Genomic DNA, 18154 nt, shown 5'->3' on the forward strand with positions numbered 1-18154 from the left:
CTCGGAGGGGGCCGGCCACCACGGCCGGCCCCCTCCGGTGTGCTCCCAACGCCCAGGCGCCCACACGCCCGCACGCCCAGGCGCGCACACGCGTATACGCGAGGCGCCACGACCCTGTCAAGGAAGGAGCCCCACCCGGTGTCCAGCACCTCCGACGGTCCCGGCGACGGCCCCGGCCGGCTCATCCCCTTTCCCCCCGGAGGCGATGTCACCGACCGGCCCGTACCGCTCGCCGATATCGACCGCCTCATTCCCCCGCCCAGCGAAATCCCTACGGAAAACCCCATGGAGCGGACGATCGAACTGCCGCCCGTCCGGGAACCGATCGGCCCAGAAAGTGTGCTGCGCGCCGAATCCACCCCCGCCTATTCCCCGACTGTAGAAGAAACCGGCGGCGGAGAAGAGGGCGGCGGGGAATATGAATACGAGCCGCGCCGCACCTTTATGGAAAGGATCGGTGACTGGCTCGAATACAGGATCGCCCAGGGGTATGCCGGTCTCGAGGCCGAAGGCCCCTACCGGGAAGCGGTCATCGAGGCGAAAGTCGCCCGCCTGAAAGCGGAAAGCGAACGCGAAATCGCCCTGCTGGAAGTGCACAACAAACTGCGCCAGGCGGGTATCCAGGCGGCAGCCGACAAAAAGGCCGCCCGGGGCAAGGGCGACGCGGCCGCGATGAAAACCGGCTCCAACACCTCCGGCGGAAGCCGGGGCGGTTTTGGCGGCGGCCGCGGCGGTTCCGGCACTGGTCCGGCCGGAGGCGGCAGGAACACCTCCGGAGCCGGCGGCGGCCGGGGCGGCGCCGGCTCCGGCGCGGACAAGGGCGGCCGCAAGGACGCCAGGTCCTCCGCCACCCACTCGCCGGCCCCGGCCGCGAAGGCGAACGAGGACAAGCGCCGCCAGGAACGGCAGCGCGCCAAGGAGCAGGCCCCGGCCGGAGGCGGCCGGGACGGAACCGGCGGTGGCCGGGGCGGAGCCGGCGGCAGCCGGGACGGCGCCAAGGGCTCCGGCGGCGCGTCGCCGAGTCAGGACCGGGCGACCGCCCGGCAGTCGGCCCGGGCCGAACGGCACGCCGAGCGGGGTAAGGCCAAGGACCAGCGGCGGGCGGCCGAGCAGGCCGCCGGTCTGAAGGACCGCACCAAGGACCGCGAGCAGGCGCGCGCCGAGCGGCAGCGGGCCCGGGACAAGGACTGGGCGGACCGCGAGGCGCGCCAGGAGCGGGAGCAGAAGGACCGGGCCGAGCGCGGCGCCGCCCGCGCGGCCCGACGCCAGGAGCGCAAGGCCCGGCGGGAGAAGGCGAAGGCGGCCGGGGCCGGGCGTACGACGCTGGGCAAGGCGGTCGGGGACGAGGCACAGCGACGATTCGACAAGCGCCGCCAGGCCGCCGAGGACGCCCGGCTCGCCAAGGACAAGGCAGGCGAAGGCAAGGCCGAGTCCGAGAAGACCGAGGCCAAGGAGGAGTCCGAGAAGACCAAGGGCACGGCTGGTGACGGCAAGACCGAGGGGACGGGCAAGCCGGCGCCGGACTTTGAGGACGGCAAGAAGGCCGGCGGAAAGGACGAGGCCGGCGGAAAGGAGGACAAGGGCTCCGGCGACAAGACGACAGAGCCCGGCGGCCCGGACAAGGCCGAGGCGGAGAAGGAACCGGGCGAGCCCGGTACGGCCGAGACCGCCGAGGAGGAGTCCGGCAGCGGTGACAGCAAGGCCGGGAAGCCCACCGGGCCCGAGGCGCCCACGACCGCCGCCAAGAGCCCTGAAAGCCCCTCAGAGACCCCAACAACCGCGTCCGCGGGCACGGAGCCGGAAGAGGCTGAGATCGTCGAGGAGAAGCCGTCTGGCGGCTCCGCCGAGACGGCTGGAGGCGAAGAACCGCGTTTGGGGAAGCGGTCGTTCGGTGAGCGCGTCAAGGACCGGCTCACCAGGAACAAGCCCCCTGCCGAGGAGGGCCCGCGGCCGCCGCTGTGGATGGAGGCGGAGGGCGAGCGCGCCCGCTCTCCGCTTCGCCCGGAGTCCGACGATGACATCGTCGACGCCGACGTCATCGACGACCGCCCCGGACAAGAGCCCGGGCAGAGCGCCGAGCCTCAGGATCTCCACGCCCCTCACCCGCCCAAGAACGGGCTCGAGAAGGACGCTGCCGAGGCAGACCCGGCGGCGGCAGGACAAACCCCCGGGTCCGACACACCGGCCGGCAACGACGGCAAGCCCGCGAAGGAGAGCGAGCCGACGGAGGAGAGCAAGCCCTCCGGTCCCGACGAAGTACCCGGCGGCAAGGCCGACCCCCTGGCAGACCTCACCAAAGCCCAGCTCCTGGGGTTCCTCGTGCCGGGCCACTCCCGCCCGCCCGAGCCCTCGAGGCCCGTCTGGAACGACACGAGCACCGCCCCAGCAGGGGGCGGGCCCGGGATGGAGATCCCGGCGCAGTCCGCACCACCCGACACCACCCCCAAGGAGACCCTGTCGATGGGCAACACTCCGGCACAGGCCGGTTCGCGGTCGCTGCCCGCCAAGCACCAGACCGACATCAAGTTCAACGAGTACCTGGTGTTGATGACCAACATCGCCCTGGGCGCCCTCGGTGACAAGGAGACGGCCGACGAGATGATCGGCCGCCTACTGGCCACGGCCAAAGCCCTTGAGGAGATCGCCGCTGACCTGGCCGACGACCACAACATCGACGCAGAGATCACTTCGCAGATCAGCGAGTTGTCCGAGGCGCTGGCGGAGATGACGGCCCAGGCCGCTCGGTGCTCCCAGGAGTGCGCGGACGCAGCCGAGGCCGCCGTGCACGCCGCCGCCGGCGTCGCCCGCGTCTACGGCCAGGACATGGACGCCAAACAGGACGCGGGCCTGGCCCACGCCTCGGCCGCCGCCCACCACAACTGACCCGAACCGAACCATTGAAAGGAGACACCATCCCGATGAGCAGCGGAAACACCGGCGAAACCGTCACCAGTGACGACAACAGCTACAAGGCCATCCAGGCCAAGCTGACCAGACTGTCGAACGCGCTGGATGACAAGGCCGCCGAGCTGGAGGTCCTGCAGAACCGGATGAAGGCCAACGCCAAGAAGGCCCAGGACACCGCCCAGGCCATCGAGCACGCTGACCTGGACCCGCGGTTCGTGGAGCTGACCTCCGCGGTCTCCACCGCGCTGGGCGGTGCGGCCGTCCACATCCAGCGCCTGACCGAGGACACGGTTGCGAGCGCGTCCCACTCCCGTGTGCTCCAGCGCTCGCACGCCCGGTTCTACGGCGAGCTCGACGAGGTCCGCTCGAACCGCCGGGAGAAGACCCCCAAGCCCGGGTTCTTCGATGACTAGGGCACTTCTTCCGGATCTTGGTTGGGGCGGACTCCGCACGCTGTTGCCCGCACATATATTGGCGAGATGGACGAAGCCGAGGCGAGCGGACAGGTGTGGAGGGACGAGGTCCGAGCGCGTCCGACAGCTGAACAGGATCGAGATGCCCTGGCCCGGCTTGTCGAGGTCGACGCGGACTCCTTCGAGGTTGAGCTGTACGAGCGCGCGGCAGATCCTCAGGTGCTTGAAATCGATCGCGCCCAGAGGTCGAAGGTTGGGCAGTACGCCAGGCATGTGCGGCGACTTCGGGAGCATCGGCATTGCCAAGGAAGTTGATCAGTGAGCCGTTTTCATCCTGCCTCTGAAGGGCTATAAGGCCTGGTCAGCTGGGGCGGTAACGTGGCAGAGCCCCCGGTCGTTGGCGGTGTTGATTCCACTCGACACTGCCGACAGCCCGGGGGCTCTGTTGGTTCCGTATCCTGCCACGCTCGACGTCCCGTACGAGCTGGTCGAGCATGTCTCCTGGCTGATCTACGCCCGAAGGCGTGAACTGAACTCGCCGTGGAGACGACTCGGCTGCTTCAAGCAGGCCCTGCTCGTCCTGGCCCACCTCCGGAAGAACGAGACGTTCGCCCAACTCGCGGCCGGGTTCGGCGTCTCCACCGCGACGGCCTGGCGCTACGTAGACGAAACCCTGGACGTCCTCGCCGCGTGGGCGCCCGGCCTGCACGAGGCCCTGACCGGACTGGGCGAGGGCGACTTCGTGATCGTGGACGGCACTCTGATCCCCACCGACCGCATCGCCGCCGACGAACCGTACTACTCGATGAAGCACCGCAAGCACGGCATGAACGTGCAGGTCATCGCTCGCCCCGACGGCACACCGCTGTGGTTCTCCCGCGCGACACCCGGCCGGACCCACGACCTGACCGCCGCGCGTGCCCACGGCATTGTCCAGGCCTGCCTCACCCGCCAGATCCTCGTCCTCGCGGACCGCGCCTACCAGGGCGCTGGCGCCACCGTCCGCACCCCCTACTACCGCCACCGCGAACAGCCCGAGCACTACCAGCGGTTCAACCAAGACCACACCAGACTGAGGGCCCCGGGCGAACGTGCCTTCGCGCAGTTGAAGTCCTGGCGAATCCTCCGGCGAGCCAGATGCTCCACTCGCCGCATCGGCACCGTCGTCCAAGCCGTTCACACACTGCTGAACTGCAGTTATTCAGGATGAAAACGGCTCAGTGAGCCTCTTCAGCGGCCACCCCAGAGGGTGAGTGGCTCTGTGGGGTTGACCGTCCTCTGAGCTGCAGTGGTGATCAGCCCTCGCGGATCCGGCCGTCACCCGATCGGTGGCCGTTCTGAAGAAGCTCAGTGATCTTTAGATCATCTGAGTCGTTGGTCGGGTGTGTCGTTGACTGACGCCCGGTGGGCGAGGACCGAGCCGGTGCTGCCGGACCGGAAGCCGAAGCGGGGTGGGCGGTGGCGTCGATCACCTGCCGGTGATCGACGCGATCGCGTTCACGTACCGCACCGGCACACCGTGAATGGACCTGCCCGAGCACTTCGGTTCGTGGAAGGGGGCTCACAACCGACTGCGGAAGTGGGCCGCTGGCGGGACCTGGGAGAAGGTCTTCACCGCTCTGCTCGCCCAGGCCGATGCCGAAGGCCATCTCGACTGAGTCGTCGCAGTCGACTCCACCTTCGTCCGAGCCCATCAGCACGCCGCCATCTCCATCTGGTCGGCGAGGTGATCCGAAAGAAACGGCTCAGCCGACATCCTCGGACTTCAGCAGTCGGCGTGCAGCCGACACCAGCTCGCCAAGAGCGGCATTGAGGCTCTCCTCCTGGTCCCGCCGCCGTTCGCGAAGGTGGAACCGGTACGTGTCGTCGAGCAAGAGGAGCCTTTCGTCGTCACCCACGTGAGGCAGCTGCTCCAATGCCGTACGGGCCGCCGACCTGAACGCCGCATACTCATTCCCGTCACGGGCGAGGTTGGCAACGCGTGCGTCATCCAGCGCGCGGAGCGCTCGCTGTGCCCAGACATGGTGCGGTGACATCACGGGGGTGGCTTCCAACCTGCGGCGAACTCGCTCCGCCGGCGCGCGGTCGTCTGCGAGATCCATGCAGCTCTCCACCACCACGACGACCTGACGAGCCAATTCCACCAGGCTCGCCGGGGCGATCAACTCAAGCTCTGCCTGCTTCTGTGACAGCTCCAGGTACGCAGTCCGGATGGCTGCCTGATCACCCCCCTGATGATCCCGCTGATACAACGCCTTCGCATAGGACACCGTCTCTCGCGCCTTCTGTACGAACTGGGCTATCTCACGCCTGCGGTCGTCCCGCAGGGCTGCCAATCGCTGTGCCTCTGCCGTGATGCGAGCGGCATCCCGAGCGGCGTCCGCTTGAGCACGGCCACCCCGCAGCTGGATCCGTGCGCCGATGAAGTTGCCGAGGATGCCCCCGCCGATCCCGATGAATGCCACCACCGCGGCGAAAACCTCGGGATTCCCCTTGATCGCTTCGATGACTCTGCCCATGGCGGCCATCGTGCCGCGAACTGCTCTACAGCGCCGACTGCTTGCCAGTCTGCATCCTCCGGCGCCATGTCTCGGATGACGGAAAACAAAGACGGCGCGGCGAGGTGCTCTGCCAGACGGCACGGTCAGAGGAGATCCAGAAGAACGACCTAGCCCCAACCCAAAAGCCTCCACCCCCGCCCTTGTCAGGGGCCGGCCCGCCACCGCGCGGACCGGCCCCTGACCCTGTTTTTCCAGGAGAACTCTCGATGGTCCTGCCGCGCAGCGTGGCGCTCGAACGCCTCGCCTACACCCTGACCGCCCCCGCCCTGGCCATCGCCCCCAACCTGACCCCCGACGGCCCGGCGAACATCGCCGTCCTGCTGGCGGGCGCTGCCGGGGCCGCGAACCTGATCCACGCTGCCACCAGCCGCCTGCCCGGCTCCGGACAGCGCATCGTGCGCTCCTTCCCCCTGGCCCTGGCCGCCGGGGTCGACCTGGCGGCGGTATGGACGCCCGGCTACGGACCGGTGCAGACCGACGTCCTGCTCGCGGCCGGCTGGGCCCTGCTGTGCGGCGCGCTCGCCCCGCTGTCCCGCGCTGGACGGCGCGGCCACCGTCCCGCCCCGGTCACCGAGCTGCCCGCCGTCCCGGCCGCGCCCGTTCCGGCGGCTCTGCTCGCCTGGGCCGAAGCGGCGAAGGAGCCGCTGCATCCCGAGGACGCTGCCTCCCTCTACACCCGCAGCGCACGCGAGCTGTGGGAGCGGGCCGGTCTTCCCGGCGGCACGCTGCTGGTGAAGGCGATCCCGCACCCGGACACGGCGAAGGATCTGACGATCCTGCTGCGCTCCAAGGACCCTGGGCGCCCGATCCGGTCCCTGTCCGAGGCCGACGTGGCCGCCGCGTTCGCGGTGTACGAGCAGGAGGTCGCTCTGGCGCCGGTGGAGCAGCAGCCGGAGGGCCGGCAGGGCGGGCCGGGCTGGCTGCAGGCCCACATCACTCCCGACGCCACCGCCCGTCGCGCCAAGGCCCCCACCCTGAAGGAGCGGTGGGCCGACAAGGTCGCCGGGTCCAAGGGCGGCGCCCCCGGCTCCGAGCTCGTCGCCCGTACCCGCGACGAGGAGCGCGGGGTGACGTTCTACCGGGGGCGGATGGTTGATGAGACCGAGGTGCCGCGGATCGACCTGGCCAAGGTCTGTCGCGGCCTGGGCATCCCTGCCGACGACTCGTGCGTGTTCGTCCTCATCGACGGTTCGGAGTTCCTGATCAGCGTCTTCGACACCCCGCCGCTGTCGCAGATCTTCCCGGCTACACGCGAGCTGCTCACGCCCGACGCCAAGGGCATGTACGTGTGCGGGTACACCACCACCGGCCAGCCGGTGAAGAACATGATCTACCAGCACGACAAGAACGCGCCCTGTCACGGACTCATCCTCGGTGTGAGCCGCTCGGGCAAGACCCAGTACTTCGCCCTGGCGATGGCCGCCCACTCACTGGGCGGCGGGGTGGTGTGGCTGTCCACCGTCCGCAAGGACGAAAAGACATCCGTGCTGGGCCAGTACATCGACCGGCAGGGCTCCAACGCCCTGTGGATGGCCCGCTCCCTGCGCGCGGCCAAGGCCCTGTGTGAGATCCGGGCGGAGATGCCCTGGTCGCACGACGGCCAGCCGCATGACTTCAAGCCCGGCGACCCGCGCTGCCCCTACCGGCCGCTGGCGGTGTTCGCGGACGAGTTCATGACCGCCTCCAAGGACGAGGAGTACGGAGAGTTCATCCAGACCGACGCCGACGACCTGACCGTCACCGGCCTGAAGTACGGCATCGGTTTCGTCCCCGCCGGCCAGAGTCCCTTCGCGCACGACGGGTTCTCCTCCGGCATGAAGGCCAACCTGCGGCAGAACTCCCGCGCGGTGGTGTTCAACATGGGCAACCCCTCCTCCACCCGCAAGGCCGTCGAGGGCGCCATGGAAAACCCCCACGACGTGCCGACGATCCCGACCCGCTACTCCCAGCAGGAGGGCTCGGTGATCGAACGGGCCATGCGCGGCGAGGCCGACCCGGAAAACGGCGTCTCCACCGGCGGTGTCGCGATCATCGTCCTGGACAACGGCCGCGCCGTCCTCATGCGCTCGCTGTTCGCCGACTTCGACACCGACCTCGCGAGCATCTTCCCCGACGAGGTCGTCCATCTCACCGACTACGAGATCAGCGAGCTGACCAAGCGGGGCCTGTGGTTCGACTGGAACGAGCCCGAGCGCCCCGGCGAGTTCCGGCCCGCACCCGACGACGACGGCGACGAGCCCCGTCGGCACGGCGGTGGCGGGAAGCCCGGCGGCGGCAAGCCCGCGGGCAAGCGCCGTGCCGAGGTCACCTCCGCCCGCCAGGCCCTCGAGGCCATCAAGACCCTCGTCCCCTGACCCAACCCCACTCCCCCATCCCCGTGGGCCCGGCCGCGTGCTGCGCGGCCGGGCCCACAGCCATCCCCGATCGGAGACTTCCATGGACTTCCGCCCCGCCCCCAGCCGCCCGATGACCGGCCCCGAAGCCGCCGCCGAGGCCGAACGGATCCTGCGCACCGCCTTCCACGACCAGCCGCAGCCGCCGGCCCCGATCCCGACCTCGTTCCAGGACGAGACCCCGCTCCCGAAGATCGGGCCCACCCCGCCGGTGCTCCAGCCCGAGACCCGCACCGTCCCGGCCTGGGCGGCCGGCACGGCTGTCGCCGCCATCGGGATCGGCGCCGGGATCACCGGCGTGGGCTGCAGCGCCTGGCTGATCCTGCAGGGCCTGGCCGCCGTCACCCTCACCAGCGTCCTGATGGTCACCCTCCCCCTCGCCGCGCTCGCCGCCCTGGCCACCGCGATCGGCAGCGCCCTCCAGCACGCCCGCGCGACCGTCACCCACAACGAGAACCACTACAACGCCCCGGTCACCCAGCACGTGCAGCACACCGAGCAGACCGCCCGCGGCTTCTTCGGCCGCATCACCAACCGCTGAATCCGGCCGCTCCGCCCGGCTCTCGTCCCCCGCCCCCATGCGGCCGGCAGGACGAGAGCGGGACCGGCCACCCGGCCCCAGCACCATCCCCGTCCTCTTTCGTGAAGGAGTTCCCGGCGATGCAGACCGGACCGACCAACAACTCCCCGCTCCCCCGCCCCGGCCAGACACCGAAGCCGCCCTCCAAGGACAGCATGCGGGCACGGCTGGACGCCGTCGGCGCCTGGTGGAACCGCGCCTGGGAACAGGGCGGTGTCCTGCACGGCGTGTGGGAGGACATCCGCCGCACACCGAAGGCCGACTGGCACGGCCTGGCCCACTGGATCAAGGCGCTCGTCCTGGTGGTCGCGGCCGCGGTGCTGGTGATGCTCCTCGGCGCGGCCGCCGGCGTCCTGGGCGCCCTCACCGACACGGTCACTACCGCCGTGCCCCGCCCGCACATGGATCTGGAGCACGACACCAGCGGCATCTGGCCCACCCTCACCACCCCCATCCGCGCCTTCCTCGACGCCCAGGCCGCGCACCTGCCCGCCTTGTCCGGCGCCACCGTCTACACCCTGTGGCAGACCACCGGACTGATCGGCCTGCTTGGCGGGTTCCTGCGCATCAGCGGGGCCCGCATCCTGTGGACCCTGTGGGGTCTTTCCAGCATCTGGGTCGTGTGGTCCGCCTCCCCCGTTGGCGGCCGCCTCCTGGCCGCCGCGCTCGCCGCCGTCGTCTGGGGGCTCGCCAGCATCCTCGCCCTGCGCGGCCTGTCGTTCCGCCCCGTCATCCACAACCACCAGGCGGCCCCGGTCGCGCCGGCCTTCAGCCCCGAGTTCCGCCCCGAACTCCACCTCCACGCCACGCTGCCCGCGCCCACCCCGCCCGGTGACGAAACCCCGCCCCCGACCGTCATCCGCTTCCCCAACCGCTGAACCACCCCGGCCGCTCCGCCTGGCTCTCGCCCACCCTTCCCGAGGTGAGCGAGGGCCGGACAGGCCGACCGGCCACCGCCCGCGCCCCGACGGCCCCTTCCGGCCGGCGGGGCGCAGCACTGCCCGCCCTCACACCCGCTGGAGGACAATCCGTGCTCGTACCCCGTCCGCGCCGCCGGATCGGGCGCCCGCGTCCGCAGCACCCTGGTCCCCGCTACCCGCACCGCCCCGCCCGGCTCCCCAGCTCCTGGAGCGGGTGATGGCCGAGCTGAAGTTCTTCGAGGTGGAGGCGCGCTTCCCGGAGGATGTCGCGGAGGTCCCGGCTGCCGCGGTGTCGTACGTGGCCCAGCAGGTGAAGGTGCCGGCCGAGGAGTGGGGCGTCTACGACTGGTCCGGGCGGGCGATCAAGCGGCATCGGATGGAGGTCCGCGCGGCGTTCGGGTTCCGCGAGTGCACGCAGGAGGACCAGGTCCAACTCGCGCAGTGGTTGGCAGCGGAACTGTGCCCGGTGGAGCTGAGCCGGGACCGACTGGCCGAGGCGGTGGTCGCTCGGTGCCGAAACGATCGTCTGGAGCCGCCAGCGCTGGCGAGGGTGACGCGTCTGGTCGCGTCGGCGGTGAACACCTTCGAGGAGAGGTTCTGCGCGACGACGGTGGAGCGGTTGTCCGCGGCCTCCCGGTCCCGGCTGGACGACCTGGTGGCCGAGGACGATGGGGATGAGGGCAGCGTGGGCGGGGGCCGGACGTTCTTCACCGAGCTGAAGGCGGACCCCGGCGCGCTGGGCCTGGACAGTCTGCTGACGGAGGTGAACAAGCTGCAGCGGGTGCGGCAGTTGGAGCTGCCGCCGGAGTTGTTCGGGGAGTTCTCGGAAAAGCTGGTGTCGGCGTGGCGGGCGCGGGCGGCGAAGGAGTATCCGTCCGACCTGGTGGCCGCGCCGGCTCCGGTGCGGTACACGCTGCTGGCGGCGCTGTGCCACGTGCACGAGAGCGAGATCACCGACTCCCTGGTGGACCTGTTCATCCAACTGGTGCAGAAGATCAATACGCGGGCGGAGAAGAAAGTCGAGGGCGAGTTCGTCAAGGAGCTCAAGAAGGTCCGCGGCAAGGAGGCGATGATGCTGCGGGTCGCCGAGGCCGCTCTGGCCGAGCCGTCCGGCACGGTCCGCAAGGTGATCTACCCGGTGGTCGGCGGGGAGAAGACACTCAAGGCGTTGGCGGCGGAGGCGGCGGCGAACGAGGCCAAGTACAAGGCGCGGATCCGCACCGTGCTGCGGTCCTCCTACTCGGCCCACTGGCGCCGGATGCTCTCGCCGCTGCTGTCGGCCTGGGAGCTGAAGAGCAACAACACCGCCTACCGACCGGTTATGGACGCGATCGACCTGCTCAAGCGCTACCTGGACCAGCCGATCAAGGACGGGGCCTTCTTCGACGCGGCGGAGAAGGTGCCGCTGGAGGGAGTGGTGCCCGAGCAGTGGCGGGCCGCGGTGGTGGACGACAAGGGCCGGGTCGAGCGGATCCCCTATGAGCTGTGTGTGCTGGTCAGCCTGCGGGACGCGCTGCGGCGACGGGAGATCTGGGTGGCCGGGGCCAGCCGCTGGCGCAATCCGGAGGATGACCTGCCTGCGGACTTCGAGGACAACCGCGATGTGCACTACTCGGCGATCCGCCAGCCGCAGGACCCGCAGGAGTTCATCGTCTCCCTGCAGAAGCGGCTGCGAGACGCACTCACGGGCTTCGATCAGGCGCTGGAGCTGGGCATCACGGGCGGGGTGGAGATCATCAAGCGCCACGGCGAGCCGTGGATCAAGGTGTCCCCGCTGGCCAAGCAGGAGGAGCCGGAGAACCTGGTCGCCCTGAAGGCCGAGATCCAGCGCCGCTGGGGAACGATCGACCTGATCGACATCCTCAAGGAGGCGGAGTTCGCCACCGGCTTCACTTCCGAGTTCGCCTCGATGGCCTTCCGGGAGGCGGTCCCACGCGACGTCCTGCGGCGCCGGCTGCTGCTGGTGCTGTTCGCGCTGGGCACCAACATGGGCATCAAGCGGGTGGTGGCCACCGGCAAGCACGGCGAGTCCGAGGCGGTCCTGCGCCGGATCCGGCACCTGTTCGTGAACCGGACCAACATGAGGTCCGCACTGGTCAAACTCGTCAACCACACCTTCGCCGCCAGGGACGAGGGCTGGTGGGGCGCCGGCACCGCGTGCGCCTCGGACAGCCGCAAGTTCGGCGCCTGGTCCAGCAACTTCATGACCGAGTGGCACCAGCGCTACCGCGGCCCCGGCGTGATGATCTACTGGCACGTGGAGCGCAAGTCGGTGTGCATCTACTCCCAGCTCAAGCACTGCTCGGCCTCCGAAGTCGCCTCGATGATCGAGGGCGTACTGCGCCACTGCACCGACATGGAGGTCGACCGGCAGTACACCGACACCCACGGCGCCTCCATCGTCGGGTTCGCGTTCGCGCACATGCTCGGCTTCAACCTGCTCCCCAGGTTGAAGAACGTCGGGTCGGCCCGGCTGTACCGCCCCGCCGCCGGCGAGGACGAGCAGTGGCCTTAGCTGGGCCCGGTGCTGTCCACCAAGACCATCGACTGGGAGCTGATCCGCCAGCAGTACGACCAGATCGTCAAGTACACCACCGCCCTGCGCCTGGGCACGGCGGAGGCCGAGCAGGTCCTACGACGGTTCACCCGCGGCGGCCCCAAGCACCCCCCCCCCTACCGGGCCATCGAAGAGCTGGGGCGAGCCGTGCGCACGGCCTTCATCTGCGACTACCTCGCCGACGCCGACCTGCGCCGGGAGATCGGCGAAGGCCTGCAGGTCGTCGAGAACTGGAACAGCGCGAACCACGACCTGTTCTACGGCAAGGACGGCGAACTGACCGGCAAGGACAAGGAGAGCCAGGAGATCTCCATGCTCGCCCTGCACCTCCTCCAATCGGCCCTGGTCCACGTCAATACGCTGCTGGTCCAAGAGGTCCTCGCCGAGCCGAAGTGGGCGAACAAGCTCACCGAGGCAGACCGGCGCGGCCTCTCACCGCTGTTCTGGACCCACGTCAATCCCTACGGCAGGTTTGAGCTGGACATGAACCGCCACCTGCACCTCGGCCCACTCCTCCCGCAGCAGCGCACCCCGCAGGACCACTCCGAGCGCACCGAGGATGCGACGGCACCTTGATCCTTTCGTTCCCCTGCCTGTTCAATCAGCGCAAGTCTCAGCTGTCTCCAGAGGGGCGACGATGCCGTTCAACACCGAAGCCGATCCCGAAGTTGCCGAACGGGACGAGTGGCCCTATGCGCCGGCCATCAGGGTCGGACCGCTCCGGTTCGGCATGACCGTCGACGAAGTGGTCGAGGCGGGTGAGATGCTCGGCCAGTCGAGCGTCAGCGAGTTGCCGCGAGACCACGCGATCTTCTCGCCGACATGGAAGATCGAGGTCCACCGTCGCGGCGTGGCTCCTTCTCCGCCTGCCGTCACCGCGTATGCGAGCCAAGCCGTGGGGCTGTTCTGCGTGGCTGCCGACGCCGTGCACGGCCCGCAGGTCGCACACGACGGACTCACGCTGGTCGGACGAGACCTGTCGGAGCTGGAGCGCGACGCCATCGCGTATGCCGAGGCAGTCGACGGACGCTTCCGCTACACGCCCGAAGGCTACGCAGGACCGGACGATCCCGGGGTCGTCGTGCGCGCGCAACTCGTCGGGCAGGTCCTTCGATCGCGTCCCCTGTTCATGGTGACGCGCGACGGCGCCAATACCGAATGGGACTCGCTGCCACGCGAGGAGTACCGCAACGGCCAGTTCCACGCCTGACGCGATGTGACTCATGGGGCGGAGTAGCCGACCGCGCTCCGGGCTGATGCTGGTCGACGGTGGCGCTCGCGGGGCTGAGGCCCGCTCGCATTTAACCAATGGCGTCGCGGGAACCGTGGTGCTTGAATGCCGCGGTGGTCTTGGACGTGGGGGAATTGCTGGCAGCGCACGATCGCAGCGTGCGCGGACCCGGTTCGGCGCCTCCGCGGTTCGGCACCGTGGTCGAGCGCATCGGACCGCTGACCCTCACGCACTACGGCACCCACTGCATCGTCGACCACCCCGCCCTGGACGCCTCGGCCTCGGCCGCGCAGCTTGCTGCGCAAGTGCAGCAGCGCGCGGCCGCGCGTGTGGAACCTGTGGAGTGGCGCGTATTCGCCCACGACGCAGAAGCGTCGCAGCTGACGGCCTCGCTCGAAGGGGCAGGTTTCACCCGGGGATGGGAGCGCAGTGTCCTGGTCGGTGAAGTCGCCGAGCTCGACCTCCCCCAGCCGCAGCCGGAGTGGAAAATCGAATCGGTCCGGTGGGACGAGCTGCAGGTGCAGCCGGCGCTCGACCTCTCCGCCAGCTCCGGGCCCCACCGCGTTCCCCTGGCGACCTGGCACGCGATGGGCTCGATTCCCTACTGGGACATCGACATCCGTGTGCTGACCCACCGCGGAAGGGTTACTGCGGCCTGCTGGCTGGAGACCATCCGGGGCACCGCGTTCGCTGCTGTCGGGGGCCTGACCGCGTCACGTCCCGAACTGCTTGCCCAGCTGCCATTGTGGCGGTTCCAGCCGCCGGCGAAGGAGTTCCTGGTCGCCGAGGCCGACGGGCAGCTGCGCAGCTCCCTTACGGCCGTTGGGTTTCGGGACGTCACGACGGTCCGGTCCCACCACTGGACCCCGCCGGGCGAGCCCGCTGCGACCCCGCCCGCGAGGCATTCTCTCCACGACGCCGAGTCCGGACGGATAGCACGTCGCTGCGAGGCCCGCATCGGCTTCGACTACGCCAGCGGAAGCGGACGGTATACCGCGCCGCTCGACTCGCGCCGCTGGTTCTACGGCATGCTCGACCGCGGCACGTCGGCGATCGCAACCGCCGAAGGCATCATCGAGCGCGGCATGCGCGCCTGCGTCCGGCCCGGCGAATGGGTCTACGAGTCCCGCCCCTATCTCAACGGCTGGGAGTTCGACCCGCACCGCGTTGGCGGCCCAGGACAGCCGCCCTGGCCGGGTAGCGCCATCGCCGACGACGAGTTCCAGTTCCTCGCTACCGCAGACGCCCGCCTCGGCACGTTTGCTCACTACGCCGAACAAGCCCTCGTCGTCTTTGGAGATGACCTCATCGAGCAGGTCGCGGATGACTTGGACCACCTGCTCGGTGACGGCGCCTGGACCTTCGGTTGAGCACTCGGGTGACGCTCCGTCTGTCCGTTAGGGGAACCCGCAACGAACCATGATGATCTTGCCTGGCGGGAGAGAGCTACCTGCGCTGACGGTGTCTCATTTAGGGTGTCCGGTGATCTGTACGCTGAGCGGGGGCTTACCGTACGCTCCGGGCATGAGTGAACGCGTCGGCTACGCGAGATGCAGTCTGGACAAGCAGGACCTCACGGCCCAGCATGAAATCCTGATCAGCCTGGACGTCCCGGAGGACCGGATCTACCTGGACCACGGGCTGACCGGAACCAACCGCGACCGGCCCGGCCTGGCCCAGGCCCTCGCGGCGGTCCGCGCCGGCGACACCCTCGTCGTCCCCAAGCTCGAGCGCCTTGCGCGCTCGGTACCCGACGCCCGCGACATCGGCGACTCGCTCACCGCCCGCGGCGTCAAGCTCTCGCTCGGCGGCACGCTCTACGACCCCGCCGACCCGATGGGCAAGATGTTCTTCAACATCCTGGCCACATTCGCCGAGTTCGAGGTCGACCTCCTGCGCATGCGCACCCGCGAGGGCATGGCGGTGGCGCGGGCCAAGGGCAAGCTCAAGGGGAAGCAGCCCAAGCTCAGCGCCCGCCAGCAGAGCCACCTGGTCCAGCAGCACCGGTCCGGCGAGCACACCATCGCCGACCTCGCCGAGCTCTTCTCCGTCAGCCGCGCCACGGTCTACCGCGTCCTTGAACGCCACCAGAACGCAGCCACGCCCTCGACTCCCGGTGGGCAGTGACGTGCTGCCCTACGTCTATCAGGTCACCAAGTACGACCCCGCCGATCGCGACCAGCACGGCCACTACGCCGGCACTGAGGACACGACCAGCGACCACGGGCCGGTCGAAGCCGCCTACCTGCGGGCCGTCGCCGCCTTCGCCGAGGACACCGGCGTCGACCAGCTGGCCATCCGCGAGCCGCAGATCGGCGGCTTCGCCCACTTCGGCCTGGAACCACCGATCGACGGCTACGGCCTGGCCGGCCTCTTCCCCGCCGGCCCCGCCGGGTTCCACGACGGTGCGCTGGTGCCGATCGGTGTCGGCTTGGAACTTATCCGAGCGATGCTCCGCGACAACGGCGCCTGGTGCCGCCTGGAAGCGGAGGGAGAGTTCACGGTGCACGTCGGCTGGGACCAGTACCTCTACATCGGCAGCAACCTGCCCTGCGAAACCGCCCTGACCCGCACCCGCGCGCTCGGCCTGTTCCCGGAACGCCTGGACGCCTCGCCGTACGACTTCGCCCCCGACGACCCCGCGTACGTGCAGCGGCCGGCCGACGCCGACTTCTGGGCCCGCCTTGGCTGGACCGTCAGCGCCCACCGCGCCACCTTCCTGGAGGAGACCTTCGCCCTCAACGCCTCCAGGTGGCACCGCCTGACCCGCGACAACATCGAGACTGTGCGCTCCCAGCTGACCCCACGCGCACAGTTGGCCGTCTGGCCGGACCTGCTCACCGACGTCGACACGGCCGTGGCCGCTCTGCCCGACGAAGGGCTAGTGGAGATCGTCTGGGAGGACGAGGACGGGCAGATCACGAGCACAGTCGTGGACGAGACCCAGTTCGAGGACGTGACCTCCCAGCTTGCCAGCGCGAGTGCTGCCGGCGTCGTATCCATGTATGCCGGTGAAGATCTCCCGCTGTTCACCGCTGTTCTGCCCGACAGCGACGGGATACTCCGCGCGCGCTGGCAGACCGAGCCGACACCCAGCGACCGGGACTGGGCGTTCCTGAAGACCCTGCGGCGCGGCCAGGTTGTCACCGGCACGGTGACGACCATCGCCAGCTTCGGCGTCACCTTTGTGGACATCGGCGGCTTCACCGCGATGATCAACATTCCGGAGCTGTCCTGGCGCCCGTTCGAGCACCCGTCCGACGTCGTCAGCGTCGGCCAGGAGGTCACAGCCGAGGTCCTCGACGTCGACATGGTCCGGGAACGGGTGCCGCTGTCGCTTCGAGCAGTGCAGGAAGACCCATGGCCGCAGGTAGCGCAGAGGATCGGCCAAGTGGTCACAGGGCCGGTCACCAAGATCGTGCCGTTCGGCGTCTTCGTCCGCATCGAAGACCGAGAGGACGGCTTCCAGGGGCTCGTGCACACCAGCGAGCTGGATGAATCCTCCAAAGACGTCGTCGAGGTCGGCGACGCCCTCACCGTGAAGATCATTGAGGTCGACATCGCGCGCCGCCGCATTTCCTTGTCGCATACCCAGGCCCGCAGAACCCGCTCTGAGGGCGGCATTGAGGGTGGATCGGCATGAGGAGCCAGGAGGCCGAGCTCGACCGGGACATAGCCGCGCTCTTGGCGGCAATGGCGTTTACCGAGATACGGCATCTGGCTGGGAGGCCACAGCGCGGGAAGCAGGACACCTCCCATGACGAGGTTCTGGACCGCATCAGGTTCCTGGCCAACTTGAGCCACAACCTTCCGGGTGTCGCACGTCCAGGTGCCAGGAGGCCCTCCCGCCAGGGCAAGCCCCTCAGCAGCTTCGATCAGGCGATGACCGAACGGCCGATGAGCTGGGTGTGGAACACCGCCGGCCCGGACGCCCGTGCATGGATGCTGCGTCACATCGAACAGGCAGGGCGAAGCTGGACGCCACCCCCGCCGCTGCCGCAATCGCGCAGGGCCCCGTCGTCGATGACGCCGCGGCAACGGGTGGGCCTTCTGCTCAGACGCTGGCCGGTCAAGGCCCCCTCCGGACGGCAGCCGCTGCCCGCAGAAGCGAACGTTCTCAAGGCCCTCGACACCGAAGCGGTCTGCGCCTTGAACGACGAGGCCCGACGACTTCGGCTCGGCCTGGGTGGTGGCGGATCGTGGTTCCGGGCCCACCTCGCCCCCGACGGCATCCACTATCTGCTCCCGGATCCGGCGAACTACTACTGGCCCGGTACTCCGAACGCTCGCGGCGGCAAGATCGATTGGTGGCAGTGCACCATGCTGCTGCAGATGTACAACGGAGAGCAGGTCAGCAGCATGGTCGCCGTACTCCCGGAGACCTTCACGGCGGTACCCTCGACATTGCTCCGGAAGGACCAGCTGCGACTCGTCCACCACGTCCGCTCCATCGAGCGAGACACCTCCCAATGGGGCCGAGACCACAAGGCCGAATGCGCGCCGCAGCTTTGCGGCTACATCCCCGAAACAACCGACAACGCCCCGACGACTACATGACCGCAGCATGGTGGCATCGCTACTGAGAGCTACTT

At 69.4% G+C, this 18154-nt stretch carries 14 protein-coding genes and 1 pseudogene; 14 read left to right on the forward strand and 1 reads right to left on the reverse strand.

Annotation, left to right across the window (positions count from 1 at the left end; genetic code table 11):
• Nucleotides 1-138: 138 nt before the first annotated feature.
• From BLW86_RS41720 to BLW86_RS43745, 5 genes are all read left to right on the forward strand, one after another.
• Nucleotides 139-2883, forward strand: coding sequence for a hypothetical protein (locus BLW86_RS41720; protein WP_143060370.1), 2745 nt, complete (start codon nt 139-141; stop codon nt 2881-2883).
• A 35-nt stretch (nt 2884-2918) separates the two neighbouring features.
• Entirely contained in the window at nt 2919-3320 is a 402-nt protein-coding gene (locus tag BLW86_RS40315; RefSeq protein ID WP_093879266.1) for a hypothetical protein, read from the forward strand.
• A 66-nt stretch (nt 3321-3386) separates the two neighbouring features.
• A complete protein-coding gene (locus BLW86_RS40320; protein WP_093879267.1) occupies nt 3387-3635 on the forward strand; it encodes a hypothetical protein in 249 nt (82 codons plus the stop codon).
• A gap of 88 nt (nt 3636-3723) precedes the next feature.
• The gene (locus BLW86_RS40325; RefSeq protein ID WP_093872121.1) at nt 3724-4530 is read left to right on the forward strand and encodes an IS5 family transposase; all 807 of its coding nucleotides are present in this window, start codon (nt 3724-3726) and stop codon (nt 4528-4530) included.
• 313 nt (nt 4531-4843) lie between these two features.
• Nucleotides 4844-4978, forward strand: coding sequence for a transposase (locus BLW86_RS43745; RefSeq protein ID WP_093879268.1), 135 nt, complete (start codon nt 4844-4846; stop codon nt 4976-4978).
• An 87-nt stretch (nt 4979-5065) separates the two neighbouring features.
• Here the strand turns inward: BLW86_RS43745 and BLW86_RS40335 are convergent, their stop codons facing one another.
• Entirely contained in the window at nt 5066-5839 is a 774-nt protein-coding gene (locus BLW86_RS40335; protein WP_093879269.1) for a hypothetical protein, read from the reverse strand.
• A 248-nt stretch (nt 5840-6087) separates the two neighbouring features.
• Between BLW86_RS40335 and BLW86_RS40340 the strand changes: the two genes are divergently transcribed.
• The 9 genes and pseudogenes from BLW86_RS40340 (at nt 6088) to BLW86_RS40380 (ending at nt 18119) form a co-directional block, all read left to right on the forward strand.
• Nucleotides 6088-8235, forward strand: a complete 2148-nt coding sequence (locus BLW86_RS40340; protein ID WP_093879270.1) for a chromosome segregation protein ParM — start codon at nt 6088-6090, stop codon at nt 8233-8235.
• 82 nt (nt 8236-8317) lie between these two features.
• Nucleotides 8318-8815, forward strand: coding sequence for a hypothetical protein (locus BLW86_RS40345; protein WP_093879271.1), 498 nt, complete (start codon nt 8318-8320; stop codon nt 8813-8815).
• A gap of 119 nt (nt 8816-8934) precedes the next feature.
• Nucleotides 8935-9732, forward strand: coding sequence for a hypothetical protein (locus tag BLW86_RS40350; protein WP_093879272.1), 798 nt, complete (start codon nt 8935-8937; stop codon nt 9730-9732).
• A gap of 259 nt (nt 9733-9991) precedes the next feature.
• A pseudogene (locus BLW86_RS40355) lies at nt 9992-12907 on the forward strand (Tn3 family transposase).
• 61 nt (nt 12908-12968) lie between these two features.
• Nucleotides 12969-13541 carry a hypothetical protein gene (locus tag BLW86_RS40360; protein WP_093879273.1) on the forward strand — a complete coding sequence of 191 codons (573 nt, stop codon included), beginning with the start codon at nt 12969-12971 and terminating at the stop codon, nt 13539-13541.
• Nucleotides 13542-13663: 122 nt separating this feature from the next.
• Nucleotides 13664-14932: a DUF2716 domain-containing protein gene (locus BLW86_RS40365; protein WP_177182002.1), complete on the forward strand. Its 1269-nt coding sequence runs from the start codon at nt 13664-13666 to the stop codon at nt 14930-14932.
• Nucleotides 14933-15086: 154 nt separating this feature from the next.
• Complete coding sequence (locus BLW86_RS40370) at nt 15087-15689, forward strand: recombinase family protein (RefSeq protein WP_093879275.1); 603 nt, start codon at nt 15087-15089, stop codon at nt 15687-15689.
• A gap of 1 nt (nt 15690) precedes the next feature.
• On the forward strand, nt 15691-17205 hold the full coding sequence (locus tag BLW86_RS40375) for a S1 RNA-binding domain-containing protein (protein WP_093879338.1): 1515 nt from the start codon (nt 15691-15693) through the stop codon (nt 17203-17205).
• Nucleotides 17202-18119 carry a hypothetical protein gene (locus BLW86_RS40380; protein WP_093879276.1) on the forward strand — a complete coding sequence of 306 codons (918 nt, stop codon included), beginning with the start codon at nt 17202-17204 and terminating at the stop codon, nt 18117-18119. Before BLW86_RS40375 ends, BLW86_RS40380 begins: the two co-directional genes overlap by 4 nt.
• Nucleotides 18120-18154 lie beyond the last annotated feature (35 nt).

It is taken from the genome of Streptomyces sp. TLI_105 (assembly GCF_900105415.1).
Taxonomy (GTDB): domain Bacteria; phylum Actinomycetota; class Actinomycetes; order Streptomycetales; family Streptomycetaceae; genus Streptomyces.

What these genes read in the sequence shown, in the direction of transcription:
- BLW86_RS40315 (WP_093879266.1), top strand. Translation starts at nt 2,919, where the DNA reads ATGAGCAGCGGAAACACCGGCGAAACCGTCACCAGTGACGACAACAGC.
- BLW86_RS40320 (WP_093879267.1), top strand. Translation starts at nt 3,387, where the DNA reads ATGGACGAAGCCGAGGCGAGCGGACAGGTGTGGAGGGACGAGGTCCGA.
- BLW86_RS43745 (WP_093879268.1), top strand. Translation starts at nt 4,844, where the DNA reads ATGGACCTGCCCGAGCACTTCGGTTCGTGGAAGGGGGCTCACAACCGA.
- BLW86_RS40335 (WP_093879269.1), bottom strand. Translation starts at nt 5,839, where the DNA reads ATGGGCAGAGTCATCGAAGCGATCAAGGGGAATCCCGAGGTTTTCGCC.
- BLW86_RS40340 (WP_093879270.1), top strand. Translation starts at nt 6,088, where the DNA reads ATGGTCCTGCCGCGCAGCGTGGCGCTCGAACGCCTCGCCTACACCCTG.
- BLW86_RS40345 (WP_093879271.1), top strand. Translation starts at nt 8,318, where the DNA reads ATGGACTTCCGCCCCGCCCCCAGCCGCCCGATGACCGGCCCCGAAGCC.
- BLW86_RS40350 (WP_093879272.1), top strand. Translation starts at nt 8,935, where the DNA reads ATGCAGACCGGACCGACCAACAACTCCCCGCTCCCCCGCCCCGGCCAG.
- BLW86_RS40360 (WP_093879273.1), top strand. Translation starts at nt 12,969, where the DNA reads ATGCCGTTCAACACCGAAGCCGATCCCGAAGTTGCCGAACGGGACGAG.
- BLW86_RS40370 (WP_093879275.1), top strand. Translation starts at nt 15,087, where the DNA reads ATGAGTGAACGCGTCGGCTACGCGAGATGCAGTCTGGACAAGCAGGAC.
- BLW86_RS40380 (WP_093879276.1), top strand. Translation starts at nt 17,202, where the DNA reads ATGAGGAGCCAGGAGGCCGAGCTCGACCGGGACATAGCCGCGCTCTTG.